This is a genomic window from Spiroplasma sabaudiense Ar-1343, assembly GCF_000565215.1.
Taxonomy (GTDB): domain Bacteria; phylum Bacillota_I; class Bacilli_A; order Mycoplasmatales; family Mycoplasmataceae; genus Spiroplasma_B; species Spiroplasma_B sabaudiense.
In genome coordinates this window covers 685685-708205 of the sequence record NZ_CP006934.1, presented here as the reverse complement: position 1 = coordinate 708205, position 22521 = coordinate 685685, and the positions used below count along the sequence as shown (strand labels likewise).

The following is a 22521-nucleotide window of genomic DNA, read 5'->3' as shown; positions in this document are numbered from 1 at the left end:
TCACCTTCAATTTCGATTAAAGGATATTATTGTTTCAAAAAAACCGATCTGGTGCTCATAGCGTAGAGGTCGCACCTGTTCCCATGCCGAACACAGAAGTTAAGCTCTACTGCGGCGACGATAGTACGAAAGTGCAAAATAGCACAGTGCCAGTTCAAAAAAAACCTAGTTTTAAACTAGGTTTTTTTATTTTTTACTTTTTGAATACAAAACTAAAAAATAATTTCCTATTCATTTTGAAAAACTCTAAGTTTTATCGGCTTTTTTTAATGTTCAAATCAAAGTGCAAATTCACAGTTATGCTAAAAAAGGAGTATTTTATAAATAGATAAAGATGAGGACAAAATTATGAATCAAGATAAAGCTTTTAAAATACACAAAAATCAAAATGAAATTAAATCAATTATTGCAACTCAAAATAATGATTTAAAAAATGAAAATGCCAATATGAATGGAAATACACCAAGTGGTCAAATGATGAAGTTTGCTTCAATTACCAGTAAAGAATTTGCACTAACTAACGTTGTGGACAAAAAATTTGCCCAATTACACGAGCAAGGGCTAATTCATATTCATGACTTAGATTTTTATATTACTAAATCTGCAACATGCGTTCAGTATGACTTAGAAGAATTATTTGAAAAGGGTTTTAAAACTAGAAACGGATTTATTAAGACCCCGAAATCAATCGGGGTTTATGCAGAATTGGCAGCCATTGTCTTTCAAACGGCTCAAAACGAAATGCATGGTGGTCAGGCTATTCCAGCTTTTGATTATTTCATGGCTCCTGGAGTCAACAAAAGCTTTCTTAAAATTTTTATTAGATTAATTAAAGATTTTCATGAATTAACGAATTCAAAATTTTCATTTGAAGAACAACTTGATGAATTAATTGAAAAGCATTGTTTTAATTTTGACACATCAAAAGAAATAAAAGAAAAATTTCAAAAAGACTTAATCTCTAAAAAAATTGTTGCAAATGAGAAATTATTTAATAAAATCGTTGAGATTTCTGAAAGACATCTTGAAAAAGAGACTATGCAAGCAATGGAAGGATTTATTTATAACTTAAATACCCAGCACTCCCGAGGAGGAAATCAAGTTGTTTTTTCATCAATTAATTTAGGAACTGATTCACGCAAATCCGGTCGATTAGTAACCTTTATGTTACTGGAAGCTTTGAATAATGGTTTGGGAAATGGTGAAACTTCAATTTTTCCGATTGTTATTTTCAAGGTTAAAGAGGAAGTTAATTACGATGAAGCTGATGTTCAACGCGCTTTTGGTTTAAGTCAAAGCCAATGGTCAGAAGTTAACGATTGAAAAACTCCTAACTTTGATTTGTTTTTAAAAGCGATTGAAACAACTTCGCGAAGATTGTTCCCAAATTTTATGTTTTTAGATACCCCATTTAATTTCCACGAACTTTGAAACATAAATGATCCCCAAAAATGAAAGTATGAACCAGCTACAATGGGTTGTCGTACACGAACTTTTGAAAATGTTAACGGAGAAAAAACCCCCTTAGGTCGAGGGAACATTTCCTTTACCTCAATTAACTTACCATTTTTAGCACTTGAATATTTGCAAGAACACAACCTTTTAAAAAATGAAAAAATTAATTATCAAGAAATAGATCAAGAAAAAATTAAAAATGACTATTTAAAAATTGTTGAAAATAATGCTCAAATTGTTGCTGAACAACTATGGGAGCGATTTAATTACCAAATAACTGCTCAAGCAAAACAATTCCCATTTTTAATGCAAAATAATATTTTAAAGGGGGGCTCAAAATTAAAACCCAGCGATAATGTTGCAACAGTTTTTAGTCAAGGAACTCTGACTTTAGGATTTGTTGGTTTAGCTGAGGCCTTAAAAGCGCTCACCGGTTCCCATCATGGAGAATCACCAAGTGCTCAAGAATTTGGTCTAAAAATAATTGAAACAATTAACCAAGTAGCTACACAATGAAAGAGAGCAAAAAACTTGAATTTTGGAGTTATTGGTACCCCCGCAGAATCAGTCGCTGGGAGAATGGCCAAAATCACAGCAAAAAAATTTGGGATTATTGAAAATGTCACAAGTCGAGAATATTTCACAAATTCAAACCATGTCCCAGTTTACTACAATATTAAGGCAATTGATAAAATTAAAATAGAGGCAAAATACCACCCTTTAACACTTGGGGGAAGTATTAGTTATATTGAATTGGATGGAGAGGCTAGAAAGAATTTGCACGCAGTTTTAGGAATTATTAAGGCGATGAAAGATAATGAAATTAATTATGGCAGTTTAAATCATCCAGTTGATCGTTGTAAGAATTGTAACTATAGTTCATTAATACGGTTGGCCTGCCCAAACTGTGCAAGCTTAGAAATTTCACGAACTCGTCGAATTACTGGTTATTTAGTCGGAGATTTAGATGGCTGAAATAGTGGTAAGCAAGCAGAGGAGCGCGAAAGGGTTAAACACAAATTAAATAATGAAAATTCTAAAAATTTTTAAGGAAACCATAAGTGACGGCCCAGGATGAAGATATTCCATTTATGTTTCTGGTTGTTTGCATGCTTGCAAGGGCTGTCATAATCTTCGAAGTTGAAGTTTTAAAGTTGGCAGAGAATTTGATCAAGAATATCATAATGAAATTATCTTTGATTTAAAGAGTAATCCATTATTAAATGGAGTAACTTTTTCAGGAGGTGATCCAATGTTTTCTCCAATTGAAGTATTGGAATTAATCAAAGATATAAAATTGCAAACCGGCTTAAATATTTGACTATATACCGGTTTTACAATTGAAGAATTGTATGAACAACGCTTTGAAAATTTAGAAAGTCAAGCTCGCTTTGAAATTCTCTCAAATATTGATACATTAGTTGATGGACGGTGAGTTAAAGAATTATATGACCCTGAATTAGAGTTTCGCGGAAGCAGTAATCAAAGGATAATTAATACAAAAGAGTGATTTAAAACGATTTAAAAGAAATTATTTTTATAATTTCTTTTTATTAATTTTTTAAATTAATTTTAAAATATTTAATTAACTTGGTATAATATATCAAATTAACAGTATAAATTATTTAATAATTATAAGCAAAAAATAGTAGGGTGAATTATGAGAAAAGTTCTAAAAAGTTATTTAAAGTCATTTATAAAAGCCTGAGTGGAAACGTTTGGAACCATTATTTTTGTTTTGACCCTAACTGCTGTTGTTGTTGGAATGGTGGCAACGCCTTTACAACTGACAAGTAAAAATCGTGGAATTGAAAATGAAACTAATCACTGGGACAATTACGTGACACCAAAAACAAGTTATTTTAATGATAATTTTTTATTTAGCTATTTTTATGAGGGAAAATCTTATAATCGACCAAATGGAGACTCAATCATTGCTAACCCATTAGGAGAAGGAAAAATTCTTTTCAGTACAGCGGTAATGAATTATTTAAAACCAATTGTTGATCAAGAAAAAGAGGGCAATCATGGCGAATTGGGTAAAGAAATTCGTAACATTTTTGCAACTTATCAAAAAGGTGGGGCTGCTTTATTTAATGAAATTAGTGGCCAAGAAATTTTTAGTGCTGAATTTCAAGAAATTCTAAGCGAGAACTACTACAACGATATTAACTATTTTATTGTTGAAAATGTTTTAACTAATCAAAATGAAAAAATTGACATTTCCTATGAACTATCATTTTTTTTGACCAAGCAAGATGTTGGTAATAATAGTTTTGAACTAGATTTGCGTCAAGCTGATAACACCAAAGAGCAGTTAATAAATGGTACTCCAATTAATCAATTAATTATTTCAAAAGGAAGAACTATTGAAACCAATTCAATGAGTGAAATTGTTCTAACTGAGAAATATGCCAAAACTAATAATATTAAAATTGGAGATAAAATTAGTCTTCCTGGAATTAATTCAACAACTTTACCAAAAGAGCTCACTGTGGTTGGTTTTGGAACAAAATTTGACACGCTAACTCCTAGCTCAAATTATTCAATGTTGACAAGTGATCCAGACAACTATTCTTATGGCTTTGTCAGTTATGAGTTTTTAGATCAACTACGTAGTGAAACTTGAAAAAGTGATAGAAATAATACGCTAAAATTTGACACAATTATTAGAACCAAAAATATTATTCCTGGTTTAAATGTTATTAATTTATTCGCGGTTGATTTGATGAATTCAAACTCGATTTATCGTGAGGGAGAAAATTTCATTACTGCACAATATGATTATCCAACCATTAATGCCTTGAGTAATATTAGAATTCAAGTAATTATTTTCTTAGTTTTAGCAGTTGTTGTGCTAGTATTGGCATTTATTTTCATAAACTTTGTTATTAAAAAAGAAATTAATAATACCCGAGTTCAATTAGGGATTTTTAAAGCTTTTGGTTATAAAAACTCAGAACTTTCATGAATTTTTGCAACCAAAATGTTGATAACTATTTTTATCGGTGTTTTTGCAGGATATCTTATCTCAATTCCGTTACAAAATTATGTTTCTGGACAGTTTAGTGGTAGTGTTACTTATGCATTTAGTAGTGTGTACTTTTCACTTTGATTTGCAACAATAATTTTTGTAGTAATTCCGTTATTATTTACACTAATTTCTTATTTACTGACTTTAAGTTATTTGAATGAGTCAGCATTGAAATTAATTACCAATGCTTCAAAACCACCAACAAAATCAACCTTTAAAACAGTGATGAAATGAGTATTTTTCCCAGTTGGGATTACTAGTCTAGTTTTAACAAAAACTGCTCAGTCTTTGAGTTATCACAATAGAGGATTTACTTGAAGGCTACAACAATCATTTACAGCCCGAGGAAAAGGGAAATTTGTGATGGTTATCTTAATTTTCTCATTTTCAGCATTACTATTTACCCTTCAATTGGGAGCTAAAGCTGTAATGGGCTCAGCAATTAGTCAAGGATATGAAATGGTTCAAGATGGTGTAGATCACCGCTTTTCTTGAAAAAAACTTCCAGAAATTGATTATAAGGATGGCAAAGTTTCAATAATAAACTCAGACTGAAGAGAGAGAAACTCACAAAATATTGGCTATACTGGTGACATTCAAACCTCATTAAAATCACACTCAAGTAACTTTAGAGAAAATTTTGCTCATGTGTTAGATTTACTAATTGAGGATAGCATATCAAATCCAGCATGAATTTTTAACCTTCAAAAAGTTTATTCAAAAACAGATTTAACCAATCCTGAGTTAATTAACCTTCAAAACCTTAATAACCTTGATGATTTTGCAACAACAGATGCTTCTAAAACTGCTATGGGAGCAACTTTTCAAAATGCTGAACAAGAATACAACAACTATTACTTGAAAGATATTTCAAGAACCCTTTGTTTAATGACAGAGGCAGCACCAATTGTTAACAGCAGAATCCCACAAAAAGCTAGTGGAAATTGCAACGATCTAAGTATTTTAGAAGCTAATTCAGCAATGAATTCAGATGACAATACTAAAGTTGACTTCTTCCAAGGGGTATCCCCAGACGTTAGAGCAATGTTATCAATGGCTCTAACAGCAGAGCCGGATGCTAATGCCGTGGTAACTCCAAATCAAATTTATATTGATTCTCAAAAAGAGTTATTACAATATAAAACTGATGTCTTAGTTAATGATTTAAATTCTCAAAAATTTGACTTAGAGTTAGATTACTTTGATGATAATTTAGGTAGAACACAAAATATCTATAAATTTAGCGGAGTAAGTGATAGTCAATTTAACGAATTAAAAACTGCAAATTCAGATCCAACAGTAATAAACTCAATCGTTTCATATCGAATTGCTAAGTTATTGAATTTATCTGTTGGTAGCGAGTTTAAGGTTCGTACAAATACTACCACAAAACAAGAATTAACAATTAGGGTTTCGGGAATAAATCGTTCAAATGCTTTTGGGACATTGATAATTGCTTCATATGAAAATTACTTTAACGCCTTTAAAACAAGCGATGAAAATGATAATGAAGTAATTAACGACTTAAAAACTAATAAAATTGTCTATGGAAACTCAATTTGATCTAAACAACCACTATTTAATGGTGCTATTGATATTGATAATATTGGGCAATCAATTGCAAACCTAAAATTTGCTAAAAACAATGTTGCTATTTCCGTTGGTAAGGATACCCCAATTTTTGGAACTATTTTTCAAGAAATTCTTAACGGGATTGGTGAACAGACTTTTGCTTCTGGTCCCGAGCGTTTTGATGTCTTAACAAATGGAAGTTTACTGGCTTCAACAGAATTATCATCAAGCATACCTTTGAATTTAATGACAGCGACTCTGGACACTATTCTAGCGCGCTCAACAGTATTAATGACGATTTTTATCTTATTGGTAGCATTCTTGCTAACAATTATTTTAGTCGTAATTATGAATATTGTTGTTGATGAAGCAGCAGTTATCATCTTAACAATGCGAGCATTAGGTTATAAACCAGGGGAGATTAATTGAGTTGTTATGGGTAACTACTTAATTTGAACCCTAATCGGCTTCCTAATCGCATATGTTCTATCGGTGATTGTTTGAACCGGAATTTTGGAATTTGTTTGACAGTCGTTTGGAATATTAATACCATTCCCTTCAGATTGACAAACCCCAGTCATTTCATTCTCGATTTTAGCAGCTATAATGGTTGTGGGATGAATCACAGCAATGCTAAAAATTTCAAATCGACCATTAACAAATATTACAGCCTATAGTTAGAAGCATTTTCAAAAATTGTTTCTAACTTTTTGTTGTAAAATACTATTAATTAACAAAAATATTTAATTATAACGGAGAATTAATGAGAAAAATTTTATTGAACTATTTAAGATCATTTAAGCAATATTTCGGTCAAATGATTGGAGTGTTGCTATTTCTTGTTATCCTAAGTGGTGTTGCGATTGGTATGATGACAACGTCATTACAAATTCATACCCGAACTCAAGCAGTTAATAGGCATACTAATAAATGAGACTTGTTTTTTGAGTCCAACCAAGATTCTTTTACCACAGAATTTGTTTACCAATTTTTTTATCAGGGTCAACAAGTCAGCGAGGGTGATGAGGTATTTCTATCAACCCCGAACAGTTGTGATGATTATAATTTTTTGAGTGAGAGATTTAGAGATTACTTAATTGCTCTTGAAGAAAACAATTTAGATGATTCTAAAACAATTGTGGCAAACGAAATTAAAAAAGCAATGGGGTATTTTTCCCAAGGTGCTTTAGTTAACTCAAATATTAAGGATTCAAACGGATTTTTTTATGGGAAAGATTTTTTTTCTAAGGAATTTATGGATTACTTACATGGAGATAACCCCTCAAAAATTAATTTTAATTATGAAATACCATTTTATGTAGCTTATGAAATAAGTAACAATAATTTAAATCGTGACAAAATTCAAATGACTTGATCTCTGGATTTGCCAACATTTAGTGCTAAAACATCTTCAAATTCTGATTCTAAAGTTGTTCATTTAAAAAATGGTATCTCAAGAGATTTTAATAATTTTAATAATAATGAAATATCTCAGGTTATTATCCAAGAAGGTCGTAATGTTAATGCTGAGAACTTTGGTCAACGAGAAATTGTTTTAACAGACAAGTTTGCTCGTTTAAATAATTTAAAAGTTGGATCTCAAATATTTTTAAATACGGGCTGAAATGATGGCCTTCAAATAAAACAAGATTGAAATGTTGTGGGAATCGGAATCAAATACGAAGATTTAGCAACTTTTGGAAACTTTGCTGATGCTAGCCGAGATATGAAAAACTTTGGCTACGGTTATGTTGATGATAAAATAATTGGAGACATTATTGAACAAAACTGGATAAACTCATTAACTCCAAGAACAAAAGTTGAAATTACTAAATATATTAACTTTAAAGATCCGAATGCTGATTTAAATATGATTTTTAAAACTAGCCAAATTAACGAATTTGGTATTTATGAAGCAAATATGGTCAATTTTAATACTTTAAACAAATTCAAAAATCAATTTATTATCATTAGTGTTGGAGCTCAAATGATTATGAATATTATTATCGGTTTTTTAATGGTGACTTTGGCTTTTATTTTTATTATGTTTTTAATTAAAAAAGAATTGCAAGAAAATATACGCCAAATTGGTATTTTCAAGGCCTTCGGTTATCAGAACTCAACTTTTGCAATAATTTTTTCGATTAAAACAACGATAATAATTGCTATTGGCGTCTTTTTTGGTTTATTTGTTTCATTGCCCCTACAAAATCTTGGTTTTAAGGCATTTGATATTAATATTATGTTTTTTATTGAAAGATTTTATTTTAATTGATTTTTCTTAGTTGTTCTACTTATTTTCGTGCCATTATTTTTTGGATTAGTATCATTTATGTGGATTTTACTTTCAATGCAACAGACTTCTTTGGAAATGATGGAAGGTGGCTCAAATAAGAGTAAACAAAATAATATCGCTATTAAAATATTACAGTTTATTTTTTTTCCATTTTTAGTTATTAAGCTGATAAATAATCAAATCTCTCGTTTTTTGGAAGTGCGAAGTCTTGGTTTTGGATGAAGAGTTCGAAGAGCATTTACTGCTCGCTCAATTGGGAAATTTATTTTGATAATGACATTATTTAATTTTGCATCAGTAATTTTAATTTTACAGTTTCAAGTGCGGACTTTTAGTGAGGACTTAACACCAACAAGAGACAAAAAGTATGTTAATTCAATCGATCACTCATTTGAATTCAGCAATTTCCAAAATATTGATTATAACTCTAAGACGAAAAAATTATTTTTAACTGAAACAAATAAAATATATCCAAGCCCAATAAACTTTGAAAAATACAATGATAAAAATAGTTTAAAAGCCATATTAGAGGAAACCTCAACAAAATCAAGCAACCAAATTAATTGGCTACTAACAACAGTTTCTAATGAAGCAGCAAATAATAGCAATTATATAATTTCTGATAGTGAAATTACTGGAATCACAACCAATTCAGCACCAATAGTGAAAGATTTATTTTTAGCAGATTTATCAAAAATAAATCCGCGCCAAAATCATGACATTGATTTGATTCAAAAAATTCATATAATTAACCCAGATTCTTTAAAAAAATCATTATTTTTTATGACTGCAAGTGACGAAAATGGTTTAAAAAATAATTACTTTCTATCAGATGTTGGTAAAACCGCCTGTTTAATCAATCAAAGGGACTTCTTACAAAATGAGGGGAATCATTATTACAAGAAAGCATTAGAAAAAAACACTGCACAAATTGCACTAGAAGAAACTAGGAAATTTATAAACGAAATGATTCAGGATAATAATATAAATTGTAATGATAATTACTTTTGAGACCCATTGGCGTTTAATGATTTAAAAGTGACTAATAATTTTACAACTCAACCAAATTTTAAAATGAATAACTGGGAAAGTGCCAGCACTTATTCAAAAGATATTCTTAAATTAGCCTTTTTAAGTAACCCTAAGTCGCGAACCTTGGTTCTTAATAATCAGATTTTTATCAACAGTACTAAGGAAGCTTTGGTTTACAATTTAAAAGCGCTTCCATTTGAGCAAAATATTAAAGCCGAAATGAATTTAGTTTTAACAGATACAAGAAGCAACACAGATGGCTATTTTGATGTAATAAAAAATAGTAGTTTGAGTAGTCGTGATTGAGATAATTTATCCAATAATCGCGAAAGTGATAATAATGTAAATGCAATAATTAGTAAGTTAACAGCCAAAACATTTGGTTTTAAAAAGGGTGACGCAATCGAAGTTGTTATACAAACCGAAAACAAGGTAAAAATTTCATTGGTTGTTTCAGCTATTAATAACGATGATATTTACTCTCATGACATCATTGTTGACGATAATACTTTTTTTAAAAATTATGGTGATGATTCTATAAATAACAGCAGTGGGAATCTAATAAATAGTCTGGTTTCTACCAATCCCTTATTTAAATTTAGCAATTACCAATCTCTATTGGAAATTGAAAACACGTCACTAGTTACCAAAACCCTAACAAATAATATCGACGAGTCGACACCGTTTTTTGGAACGATTTTTAGTGATTTTATTGATTATCCAATGGGCAATATCTTCGACAATAAGCCGATTTTAATGACAAATCCATTAAATTATTCTGATGGAGATGGACCATATTCAAATTTATATTCAATAGAAAGGCAACACTCTCTTGATATGTCCCGTAATCTAATCGTTATTTTGAATATAGTTTTAGTCATGATAATTGCGATTTTTTCTATTATATTGATAGTTTTGATATTGGCAATTATTGATGAAGCTTCTAAGATAATTCTGACATTTAAATCAATTGGATACTCGGTTTTACAAGTTAACTGAATTGTACTTGGAGATTATGTTATCTGAAGTTTGATTTCTTTATTATTTTGCTATTTAATGGCCTCAGTAATATTTTATGGTTTCAGTATTTATGCATGAAAAAATATGAGCCTACTTGTTGACCACCATATAAGCTTTAAAATTCCGCTTATAACTCTTGGAATTTTGGGAATTGTGATTTTATGCGGATGATTATCTAGTTATGTTAAAATAAAAAAGAAGAAAATGACCGAAATTACCGTCTAATTTTTACGGGGGACTTTTATGAAAAAAATAATAAAAAGCTATTTAAAAACTTTTTTTAATGCATGAATTGAAACAGTTGGCTCGATTATTTTCACAATCTTGCTGGCTCTTATATCAATTGGCTTAATGGCTCCATCTGTTCAAATTATGAGTCGAATTAATAATGTTGAAAGAAATACAAATAAGTGAGATTTTGAGATGGATAATGACTATAATTATTTGTCAGCCGAAATTGTTTTTAAGTATTTTTATTCGCATGAAGATTTTCAAGTAAATGATAATTTTATCTTGAAAATAGAAAATGATAGTTTTAGTTTTTTTACTCCCGAATACTACAAGGCCTTGCACCACCAAATTGGGGTGGGGGATATTGATCGTCCTTTAAAAATGGAAGAAATTGAAACAAATAGAATTTATGTTGATATTTTAAATGCAACCTTAAATGTATTAATGAATTCAGAAAATGGCCTTCAAACTAGTTCGCAAATTAAAAAAATAAATAGCAGTAGTAGTTTGACTTATTTTGATATTTTTACTTTTGATTTTCAAAAAATGTTGGGCAAAGATAGTGGTAATTTTGGAAGTGTTCAATTGTATTTGCAAAGACAAATTTTTGAAAGTATAGCCAAAGAAAATCAGGCAGTCATCGATTATAAACCTAAAATTTATTTTGAAGAGAAACCGATGTTAAATTCACGTGGCCGATCAATTGAAGTTAGAAAAATTATTGAAGACTCTAAAGCAGAGTTAAACAATGTTGTTTTAATTGACGGTCATATGCCCAATTCAAACGCTGTAATACCAGAGATTTTGATAACGGATTTGTTTGCTAAGTCTAATGGACTAAAAATTGGTGATGTGATTAAACTGCCGCTAGGTTTTTCTAACGGGTTAATGCATGATGTTGAATTTAGAATTTCAGGATTTGGATCAAATTTAGAATCATTGGTAACTGGAGAAAACTTTTTATCGTCTTGAAAAACGAGTCAAAATTATTTTTTTGCTTTTTTAGATGAAACTGCTTTTGATGAAATTTATTATAATTTTTATGAAAATCAAACTACAAAAGCTCTTACCTTGCAAACTCAAACTCTAATAAAATTAAAAGACCCAAATTTTAACATTGAAAAATTATTTATAAATGAATCGCAGGGAACCACGGTATTTAACAATTCTGAGAAAATTATGTTTAGCATAAAGGAAAGTTTTTTTCATGAAACTCTAAGCATCACAAAAATTCAAGCAATACTTTTTATCTTAATTGCAGTGATTCTTTTATTGCTATCATTTATTTTTACTAATTTCTTAATTCGCAAGGAAATAAATGATTCTCTAAAACAACTTGGAATATTCAAGGCAAGCGGTTATAGCAATTTTCAATTAGCGTGAGTTTTTGCGATTAAAGTGACAATTTCAATTTTCATCGGAATTTTAATTGGTTTTTTTATTTCTTTTCCGATTCAAATTTATGTCTTAGCTCTATTTGAAAATCAAATTATATTTTTTGTGAACCCAATTCTTTATTCTTTGTGATTTTTAGCATTGATATTAATACTAATTCCGCTTTCATTGATGCTTATGAGTTATTTGCTAATTTCGTTTTTTTTAGGAAAACCTGTCTTATATTTAATTAATAATACCGCGAGAATAAAAGAGCCTTCCAAGTTTTCAACAACTATGGCCTACATTATTTTCCCTATTTTTATTTGTCAGTTCATAAGCCAAAAAATAAATCACTATTTATCTAGCAAAAGCATAGGTTTCAATTACCGATTAAGAACTGCCTTTACTCAAAGGTCAAAAGGTAAGTTTATTACAACAATATTTTTATTTTCACTTGCCTCTATGCTATTTTTATTTCAATTAGGTTCTCAAAGCTTAATTGAGCAGAATTATAACCGCTATACAAATCCATACAATCAAAATTTGAGTCATTTTTATCGTTTCAACTCTCAACCAAATGTCGTGTGAAACCAAGAAGATGGTTTTAAAATCGAAGAAGAAGATGATTTTATAGACAATCCAATTAAATACATCGGTTATCAAAATTCAAACTTTAATGAAGTTGTTAATCAAAATAGTAATGATTTTGAAACAAAAATTAGTTTACTAACCAGTCTTGTAACCGAGGCGATTAAAAGTAATAGTGAAAATTTAGTAACTGATATGATGATTGTTAATGGCACTTCACCGGATGCTTGAGAAAATTTTGGACCCTCAATGACGAAATTTTTAAAAACAGATTTAACAGCAATTGAGAGTACAGATAGTTTTGAAAGTTTACCACAAATTGGCAATGCCGCTGATTTTAAAAAAACAGCACTTTTTTACTCCCAACAGAATAGCGATGAAAAAAACAGCACTTTCAGACTAAGTGATTTCAAAGCCATATCCCAGCTAGCATTTGCTCAAAGTTCAGGCTTAAGTTATGCCAACGAGGCATATGAAAATTTAGTTGCTCAGGGTATTGAAAATAAAATTGCGATTGAAATTGTTCGCAAGGGAATTGATGAATTAATTTCTATTCAAGACTTTCAAAGTTTTGATATTTCAAATAAAGTTGTGGGATCCTTAATGCGACAAAGTCAAAAAAATATTGATTTTCAAATTGGAAATCTACCTGAAATGACAAGAATTTTATTTGAAGCCGCATTTTCTGCTCCAACAAATTCATCAACTTTAATTACAAGTAACCAGATATTTTACAATGAAACGACTGAATTACTATCTTATAGTTTTTCAGTAAAACCACTAATGAAGCCTAATTTAGATTTGGCAAATTTAGAGTTAATTGATTTTGGTGATGATAAAGTTGATTTACAAACCGCATGAAGAATGAGGTTAACAAAAGCGGATACTTTGAAAAATATGTCAAATCAATTATTTGATAATCCCTTTGAGACAAAGGTAATCATTTCGCAATTATTTGCCAAAAAATATGATTTAAAAATAGGGGACTCTTTTTTGATTGCTCCAAAAACAAGACCAGGGTTAACGGGTATAAACCGAGTAAAAGTTGTTGATATTAATCTTGCAAACACTTACACTGATACTATTTTCGCTGACTACAACTCCTTTTTTAAAGTAAATTCCAACGGGATTCTTAACCCTGAGGATGAAAACCATTTGATTTTGAAAAACCGCTTATTTTCACAAATGGAGTTATATAATGGTGAAATTGATACTAACAATTTTGCAGATACTTTCTTAAATTTGGAACTTAATGCAAATTCTTTAGCTGTGAGATATGATTTTGGAACTCCAATTTTGGGGTTTTGATTTAAGGAAATATTGCCTCTGGAACAGTTATTTGAAACTGATGATAGTTTACTAAGAACTCCTAGTTTTTTAACAAATCCAAGTCTTACAAATAGATTAAGTAATTCCAACGTAGCTTACTTAAGGCTCACGCGAGTTTTTGCAAAAGATTTGATGAGTCAAATTAGTTCAATGATGTTGATATTAATAATTTTAAGTTCGATTTTGTTAATAATATTATTTGTGGTAATTATGAGCATTGTTATTGACACTTCAAGAAATATTATTTTCACAATGAAAGCTTTTGGATATCGAAATTCTGAGGTGAATTGAATTGTTATTGGAAACTATGTCATATATTCGCTTGTGGCATTTATGATTTCATATTTATTTTCGTTAATAGTTTGAAGAGTGGTCTTGGATATTGCATGGTCATCATCTCAAATTTTAATGGAATTTCCTTGAAGTTTTTGAGCTCCACTAGTCACATTTTTAGCTTTAGGTTTTGTTTGTTTTTTTGGATGATTGGTAGCTCAAATTAAAGTTAAAAGAGAATCAATTGTCAATAATTTAGAGTAGGGGGAAATGCTTTTGAATTTTCTGGATTATTATGATGCCATTGTTGAAAAATATATGCAAAAGGTAGTTAAGATAAACTATAATAAATATCAATTTAAATGACCTTATGAAGATTATTTTAGAATTTTTAACCTGCCAAATTTAATAACATTTTTAGAACGGGAACTAAATTATAAATTTGGTAATCTCTTAATTGAAGAAATTGAAAATAAATTGGAGACAATAAGAAAATTAGTAAAAGAAGGTTATGATTTCTCGGTAAGAATAATATACGAATTTAATAATTTTGAAGATCAGTTAAAACAATATAAAGAATATTTGATATTTTCATATAGCAAAATTAAAAATTTTATCAGTTTAGTCTTGATTAAATGAATTTTTCACAATATTATTCACGAAGATGTTTATATTAATGGCCAAAATTTGGATATTGATAAATATTATGATTTAGAGCTCTTAAAGCTGAAGAATAATTTAATATTAAATAAAATCAAACTCACAAAAATATTGCTGAAAACTAATATTATTGATAGTGAACTGAATCGTATTATAATTGAAAAAAATCAAGAAGTATCAATTAACAATAAAGCGGTTCAAGTACTTAAAGAAACAAAATAATTCTTTATAAAGCAAATCATTAATGATAGTATTATATTTAAGGAGAAATAAATGATGTTAAATCAATTAAAAGAACTACAGATAAAATTTAATGAAAAAATTGTAAATTCTTCATCTCGCGGTGATATTGAAGAATTAAAAAAAGAATTTATTGGTAAAAACTCGCCACTAAATTCAATTTTGCAAGAATTAAGAAATGCCGATGCCCAAACCCGTCAAGAAGCCGGAAAATTGGCAAACGAAATTAAAACACAGATTTTAAATACAATAAATGAATTGCAAGAAAAATTCGATCAAGATGATTTGAAATTGCAGTTGAGTTCAGAAAAAAAAGATATTTCTCTTCCGGGGATGAATTTATCTTTTGGATCTAAGCACCCATTAAATTTAGTTATCGAAGAATTGAGTGAAATATTTTCGGAATTGGGATTTGAGATGGTTGATGGAACTGAATTTGAGGAAGATGAATACAATTTTCAACGCCTAAACTTACCTGAAGGTCATCCAGCAAGAGATATGCAAGATACTTTTTATGTAAATGAAAAACAAGTCTTAAGAACCCATTGTACGAATATGTCTTCGCGAATTCTATCTAAATTAAGTCAAACAGGGTCAGAAATTAAACAACATGGTTCTGTAAGTTTTGGTAATGTTTATCGCCGTGATGTTGATGATGCGACTCATTCACATCAATTTATGCAAATTGATGCCTTTTTAATTGGCCCAAAAATATCTTTTGCAAATTTAAAATGAATTTTACAATATTTATGCAAGAGACTATTTGGAGATCAAGTTAATATAAGAATGCGCCCCAGTTATTTCCCATTTACTGAACCAAGTGCAGAAGTTGATTTAAGCTGTTTCAAGTGTCTAGGCCAAGGGTGCAAATTATGTAAAAATTCAGGATGAATTGAAATTCTAGGCTCGGGGATGTTTAACGAGAATGTCTTGCGCTTAAATGGAATAAACCCACAAAAGAACACTGCTCTAGCTTTTGGTGTTGGAGTAGAAAGAATTGCAATGCTAAAATACGGAATCTCGAATATAAGAGATTTTTATGAAAATGACATAAGATTTTTAAATCAATTTCATTTTTTTGGTAACTAGAAAGAGTTGAATATATGATAATTACAAGAAATTGACTAGAAAAATACATTGATTTAAAAGGTATCCAAAATTCGCAAATTTCAATCGCCTTAAATTCTTTAGGTTTTGAAGTTGAAGAAGAAAATGATTATAGTAAATTAAATGATGATTTGGTCTTGGGGCATATTGGATTTTGCGAAAAAATTCAAGGAACCCACTTAAATTCAACATTTGTTGATACAGGAACCGAATTACCACATTTGATTTTGTGTGGGGCTGGAAATGTTGCAGAAGGACAATTTGTTATAACTGCATTACCGGGAATGAAAATCGCCAATGGATTAACTATTAATAAACGAGAAATTCAAGGAAAAACCTCAGAGGGAATGATTTGTTCATTAGAGGAAATCGGTTTAAAAAAGGAATTACAAACCCCAAAGGAACTTGACGGAATTTATGAAATCCATGCAAAAGAAGATTTATATAAACTATCAGGATCACCAATTTTAAAGACAATTGGTTTTTTGGATTATACTTGGGAGGTAGACTTAACATTAAATCGCAGCGATGCCTTATCTGCTTTTCAAATCGGTAAAGAAATTGCTAATTATTTTAAAAGGGACTTTAATTTAGGTTTTAATGATCAATTAGAAGCAAAAACGTTTAAGCACAACATTGATGTAAAAATTTCGCAGGAATTGAGTGAAGATATTAATATGATCGCCTATACAGCGGTTGAAACAAAGAAAATCTATTCACTAAAAGATGAAAATTTATTTTTATATTCAAGTGATGAACTAATTGCCAAATTTAGCGGAATTAAAAAGGAAGAAAATTTCTTTGAAGACATTGCCAACTTAATTGCTTTTGAATCAGGTCAACCAGTGGTTATTTTAGATGCCAATAAAGTTACTGAGAATTTAACTATTGTCAATTCGGGAACCTCAAAAGATCCTCAAGTTGAAATAAAAATGGGTGACAAGTTAGTTTCTGTTTTGGGAAAGGGTATTGAAAAAGATTTTTTACCAAAGGAACGAAGTAAAGAACTAATAATTTTGTATTTCAACATCAATCCGATTTTAATGCGTCGTCAGCAAAAAAAATTAAATATGTCAAACTGTGCCTTGCAAAGATATATGAAGCCAATGAGTCTAAATATAATAAATCAAGCCTGAGAAACAACGATTAATTGATTATTGAAATATGATTTTATTGAGAGTTTTCAACCACTAAAGTTTATCAAACAAACTCAACAAGAAACTCAGAAAATATTGCTACCAGCCAAAAGGATTCGTGAATACCTTGGTTTTAGCCTTAATTTGAAACGTTTACAAAAACTTTTTAGTCATTTGGACTTTGAAATTAAAATTACCGGAGAAAAAAATAATATTTTTGAATTTACATGCGATCCAAAAAGACTTGACCTAAATTTTGAAGCTGATATCATTGAAGAAATTGCTCGCTTATTTGGTTATGATAACATCAAACCAATAGCCCCAAGTATTGTAATGACTGGAAAGGCAAAAGATTTGTCAAGAACAGTACAAAGTAAAATTGGAAATTACTTAATTGGAGCAGGGTTCACAAATATTAAAACCTACTCTTTAATTAAAGAGGAAGATGCAAAAAAATGGGATTTATTCAAAATAGATTACCCAATTCAACTAATGTCACCAATTAGCAAAAATCATGAATTTTATCGTCAATCTTTGTTTAAATCATTTATTGATGTAATAGAAACAAATTCTAATAAAGGTAACAAAAACACCAAGTTTTACGAGATTGCAGACGTCTACAACTTACAAAATGTTAGACAGCGCCATTTAGCTTTATCTTTAACTGGTGACTTTATTGACGATAAAATTTCAAAAATCAAAATTCCAGGAAGTTTTGATTACTTAAAATCTGTTACAGAAAATATATTAAAAGTAATGAATGTTAATCTAGAACAAGTTAGTTTTGAGCAAAATGAAACAGTTGTAAATGAAATTCACCCATTTATTAGCTCAAAAATCATGTTAAACGGTAGTTTAATTGGATTTTTATTCAAACTAAATCCTCGCAAAGAACAAGCATTAAAGGTAACTAGTGTATTTTTAATGGAACTAAATTTGACTCAAATTGAAAAACAAAGTCAAGGAATAATTGAATTGAAACCAATTTCAAAGTTTCAAAAAACCACGCGTGATGTTTCTTTTGAAATAAATGCTGATTTAAATTTGGGAAATTATTTCAAAAAAATTACCCAAAACCTCGAGAACTTAATTGATTATAAGGTAATCGATGTTTATGAAGACGAAGTTTTAAAGGCAAATAATGCAAAAGCCATTGCAATGAATTTTACATTTAACTCCTTTGATAAGCAATTATCAGATCAAGAGGTCGGTGAAGAATTTGATAAAATATTAAATAACATTAGTGGATTAGGATTTAAGGTTCGTTAAAATGAGTATTTTTACAAAAAGAGAGTTAAATCTCAAAAAACAAATTCCCGTAAATCTTGAAATTGAAATTGGTAATGATGAAGATTACACAAACTTTTTAATTGATAAATTTAACGGAATTTCATTTAAGGGCTTGCTTAAATATTCTGATACTCTAGAAAATCTGACAATTAGCGGAAAAATCAAATTTGAATTAATTGCCATTGATGCTAAAAATGGGGGAACTTTTCCATATCATGATTTGGTCGAATGAGAAGAAAACTATACATTCAACGATAAATATAGTGACCAAGAAAACTTAATTTTGGGAGATCAATTTGAATTAAAAGACTTGATAATTGAGCAAATTCTTTTAAATATTCCTGTTAATTTGTCAAATAATTGTGATACAATTTCTAAGGTTGGTAAAAATTGAAGTTTATTATCAGAAGATCAATTTAACGAACAACAAGAAAATCGCGTCGATGAGCGCTGATCTAAACTTCTTGATTTACAAGAAAAAGACAAGAAACAAAAATAGCATTAGGAGGTGGAAATATGGCTGTACCATTTAGAAAAACCAGTAAGGCTGCGAAAAATAAACGTCGTAGTCACTTGGCTTTAGTATCAACTGCAATTGTTTCATGCCAAAACTGTGGTGCTATGATTAGACCACACCGCGTATGTAGAGAATGTGGAAACTACAAAGGTAAAGAAGTAGTAAGAGTTGAAGACTAATTTAACTTAAAATTTTAAATAAGCTTAATTCCGTAAACGGAATTAAGCTTATTTTTTTTGCCCAAATTAGTTTAAAGTTTTTCAAAAACACGGGTCTTTTTAGAGTATTTTTGCGAATAATGCTGTAATTTGGGCATTTCTATTTATTATATTATTTATTAATTTTTCTTAAATAAATTTAAAAAATGTTGTTTATTGTCAAAAAAAGATATATAATGTTTTCAAGTGGGAGAAAGTGGGGGATTTTGTGTTATTAGGTACATTTGAGCACAATTTAGATGAAAAATCTCGACTAACGATTCCTTCAAAATTACGAAATCAATTAGGTGATACTATTTATATTTCAAAAGGTTTTGAGGGTTGTTTAGAGGTTCGAAGTCAAAATGAGTTTGAAATTTGATATAAAGAAATCTCTCAGCACAGTTCCACTAACTCAAATGCAAGATTGCTAGCAAGACAAATATTTTCAAATTCATCAGAAATTGATTTTGATTCAGCAGGGCGAATCAAAATACCAACAAATCTTCTTAGTCTGGGCGATATCAAAAAATCAGTATTGATTTTGGGAATTGGAGATAAAATTGAAATATGAGATATTGAAAAATATAGAGACTACAGCAATCAACACTTAACTGACTTAGAATCTGTTGCAAATGAACTAGGCGGAGCAAAATAATGCAAGAACATCATGTTTCGGTATTATTAAATGAAGCAATTGATTTTTTAAATGTTAAGAAAAGTGGTATCTATGTTGATGCTACTTTAGGGCGAGCAGGGCACAGCAAAGAAATTTTAAAATGTTTAACAACAGGGAAACTATTTGCAATTGATCAAGATGAAACCGCGATAAATTATAGTCAACCAATTCTTGAAAAAATAAGTGAAAATTTTAAAATCTTAAAGGGCAATTTTAGGGATCTTGAAAGTTTACTTGCTTTTCAAGGCGTTTTTGAAGTGGATGGTATTTTATTTGATTTGGGAGTTTCCTCACCACAATTTGATAATAAAGATCGTGGTTTTAGTTATCGTTTTGACAGCGAACTTGATATGAGGATGGATCAAAAATCAAATCAATTAACAGCCAAATCAATTGTAAACAATTGGAGTTTAAGTGATTTAATTAGAATTTTTCGTGATTTTGGTGAAGAAACATACGCCGTCAAAATCGCAAATCGAATTATCGAGGCTAGAGCAATCAAAGAAATTCAAACGACTTTTGAACTTGTTGAAATAATTAAAAGCGGTCTACCTCAAAAAGTTCTAAAGGAAAAAAAGCATCCAGCTAAGAAGATTTTTCAGGCTTTAAGAATCTGTGTAAACAACGAACTTGAAGTTTTAAAAGATGCTCTTAAAAGCTCTTTAAAATTGTTAAAAAGTGGAGGAACATTAGTTGTTATAACCTTCCAATCCCTTGAAGAAAAAATTGTAAAAGAAATTTTTAAAGGGGTAACAATATTTGAAGAAGACAAAATTTTAGCAAAATTACCAATTAATGTACCTAGTAAAAGCCTATTTGAGTTAGTGAATAAAAAGCCTTTCAAACCCAGGGAATTAGAATTAGAAAATAACCGTCGCGCTCACAGCGCAAAACTATGAGCAATTAAGAAAAAGTAAAAGGAGGAAATATGTATGAAAAATGAAATTTACGCAGCTTTAGAAATAACTAGAAATGAATTTCGTTTTGCTATTGGAAAATATCAGATTAACAAAGTCTTGAAAATAATATATAAGCACCAAGAATTTGGAAATTGATTAAATGCCAATAATGAAGTTATTGATATAAAAGCAGCAGCCAACCTTTTAAATCGTTTAGTCCAAGAATATGAAAGAACTTTTGAAAAGAAAATCCTGAAAATAACAGTAGTAATTCCTGAAAAAAATACCGAGATTAAAGAAGCGATTTCAACTTTAAATTTAGCAAATGGAGGTCCGGCTCGAATTGTTACATCAAAAGACATTAGCCAATTAAATAGCGATGCCAAAGATGTTAACTACTCAAATAATCGTAAAGTTGTTTCAATAAAACCCACTCGATATTTGGTTGATGATACTTTTAAAAAAGGAGTTGCTCCGATTGGGGCTGTTGCTCATAAACTAACAATGTATGCAAATGTTTACACTGTGCCAAGCGAAGTTTACAACTCACACTTAAAGGTAGTTTCAACGGCTGGATTTGGTGTTTTAAATTGCTTAATTAAAACCTATGCTTTGGCTCGTCAAATTGTAAATGTCGCCAGTTTAAGAAGCAAAATTTCTTTACTGGTAGATTGAGATTTAAATGCAATTTCCTTAAATATTTTTGCTCAAGAAACTTTGCTTCGAATTGCCCCAATTAATGTTGGATTAGAAAAAATTGCTGAAGAAATTGGTGCAAAAATTTATGCAAAACCCGAAATTGTAAAAAAATACTTATTTAAAATTGTTGATTTTAAATCTGATAATTTAAGCGATACAATAATTTATCGAAAATATTTAACAAAAGAAAATAAAAATTTTGAGCTTACAATGAGTGAGTTTAAAAGAATTTTTGTTGAGGTAATTGATGATGTAATTCGTAAATTGAATTTAATAATAAAACATGAGGTGGTTCAAAATACTGATAACCAGTACAATATTTATCACACCGGAAAAATAACAGAAATTTCAGGATTTGAAAACCTATTATCTCAAAAAAAATTAGGTGAAAATCAAATGATTTATTATTCTGATGTGATTGGTGGAAATGAAATATGAATTACAGCTCTTTGTGGAATTATGATTCAAGAACATTTAATTAATAAAAACAATTCAAGAGTTGTTACATCACTTGGAGAAGAAAACTTGAAAGATCCAGAACCAGTACAAAGACCAGAATTTAGACCTAACCATCAAAACCAAGCACCAATTATAAGAAATGGAAATTATAATCCCGCAATGCAACACAATCATGGCTTTGTAAATCAATTCCATAATGCAAATCCAATTCAACATAATCATAACTTTGTAAATCAATTTAGTAACACCAATCCAATTCAACATAATCAGGATTTAAATAACAACCAACAATCACAAAAATTAGTTGAACCGAAATTTCAAGAAAACTTAAATTTTGGACAACAAAATGGTATTATAAAACAAACGGACATTAATAAACCAAATAATAACGGTAATTATGCGTTTCAAAATAATTTGTAAGGAGAAAATAA

General features: G+C 29.6%; 13 protein-coding genes and 1 rRNA gene. All 14 read left to right on the top strand.

Translation table 4 applies throughout. From position 1 onward, the window contains the following. Nucleotides 1-47: 47 nt before the first annotated feature. The 14 genes from rrf (at nucleotide 48) to SSABA_RS03160 (ending at nucleotide 22510) form a co-directional block, all read left to right on the top strand. Nucleotides 48-155 (top strand): 5S ribosomal RNA (gene rrf, locus SSABA_RS03225). Between the two features lie 193 nt (nucleotides 156-348). Next, complete coding sequence (locus SSABA_RS03220) at nucleotides 349-2505, top strand: anaerobic ribonucleoside triphosphate reductase (protein WP_025251158.1); 2157 nt, start codon at nucleotides 349-351, stop codon at nucleotides 2503-2505. Continuing rightward, on the top strand, nucleotides 2483-2980 hold the full coding sequence (gene nrdG, locus SSABA_RS03215) for an anaerobic ribonucleoside-triphosphate reductase activating protein (protein WP_025251157.1): 498 nt from the start codon (nucleotides 2483-2485) through the stop codon (nucleotides 2978-2980). The genes SSABA_RS03220 and nrdG overlap by 23 nt, the downstream gene beginning before the upstream one ends. A 135-nt stretch (nucleotides 2981-3115) precedes the next feature. After that, nucleotides 3116-6742, top strand: coding sequence for an ABC transporter permease (locus SSABA_RS03210; RefSeq protein WP_025251156.1), 3627 nt, complete (start codon nucleotides 3116-3118; stop codon nucleotides 6740-6742). Between the two features lie 82 nt (nucleotides 6743-6824). Beyond that, nucleotides 6825-10634: an ABC transporter permease gene (locus tag SSABA_RS03205; protein ID WP_025251155.1), complete on the top strand. Its 3810-nt coding sequence runs from the start codon at nucleotides 6825-6827 to the stop codon at nucleotides 10632-10634. Between the two features lie 18 nt (nucleotides 10635-10652). Then, nucleotides 10653-14471 carry an ABC transporter permease gene (locus SSABA_RS03200; RefSeq protein WP_025251154.1) on the top strand — a complete coding sequence of 1273 codons (3819 nt, stop codon included), beginning with the start codon at nucleotides 10653-10655 and terminating at the stop codon, nucleotides 14469-14471. 12 nt (nucleotides 14472-14483) lie between these two features. Beyond that, entirely contained in the window at nucleotides 14484-15089 is a 606-nt protein-coding gene (locus tag SSABA_RS03195) for a hypothetical protein (protein ID WP_148293483.1), read from the top strand. A 54-nt stretch (nucleotides 15090-15143) separates the two neighbouring features. Further along, nucleotides 15144-16196: a phenylalanine--tRNA ligase subunit alpha gene (pheS, locus tag SSABA_RS03190; RefSeq protein WP_025251152.1), complete on the top strand. Its 1053-nt coding sequence runs from the start codon at nucleotides 15144-15146 to the stop codon at nucleotides 16194-16196. A 14-nt stretch (nucleotides 16197-16210) separates the two neighbouring features. Beyond that, the gene (gene pheT / locus SSABA_RS03185; RefSeq protein WP_025251151.1) at nucleotides 16211-18619 is read left to right on the top strand and encodes a phenylalanine--tRNA ligase subunit beta; all 2409 of its coding nucleotides are present in this window, start codon (nucleotides 16211-16213) and stop codon (nucleotides 18617-18619) included. A 1-nt stretch (nucleotide 18620) separates the two neighbouring features. Then, a complete protein-coding gene (locus SSABA_RS03180) occupies nucleotides 18621-19139 on the top strand; it encodes a YceD family protein (RefSeq protein ID WP_025251150.1) in 519 nt (172 codons plus the stop codon). A 17-nt stretch (nucleotides 19140-19156) separates the two neighbouring features. Then, on the top strand, nucleotides 19157-19336 hold the full coding sequence (rpmF, locus tag SSABA_RS03175; RefSeq protein ID WP_025251149.1) for a 50S ribosomal protein L32: 180 nt from the start codon (nucleotides 19157-19159) through the stop codon (nucleotides 19334-19336). A 247-nt stretch (nucleotides 19337-19583) separates the two neighbouring features. After that, nucleotides 19584-20012, top strand: coding sequence for a division/cell wall cluster transcriptional repressor MraZ (mraZ, locus tag SSABA_RS03170; protein WP_025251148.1), 429 nt, complete (start codon nucleotides 19584-19586; stop codon nucleotides 20010-20012). Beyond that, nucleotides 20009-20950 carry a 16S rRNA (cytosine(1402)-N(4))-methyltransferase RsmH gene (gene rsmH, locus SSABA_RS03165; protein WP_025251147.1) on the top strand — a complete coding sequence of 314 codons (942 nt, stop codon included), beginning with the start codon at nucleotides 20009-20011 and terminating at the stop codon, nucleotides 20948-20950. The genes mraZ and rsmH overlap by 4 nt, the downstream gene beginning before the upstream one ends. Nucleotides 20951-20965: 15 nt before the next feature. Further along, entirely contained in the window at nucleotides 20966-22510 is a 1545-nt protein-coding gene (locus tag SSABA_RS03160) for a hypothetical protein (RefSeq protein ID WP_025251146.1), read from the top strand. The last annotated feature ends 11 nt before the right edge of the window (nucleotides 22511-22521 follow it).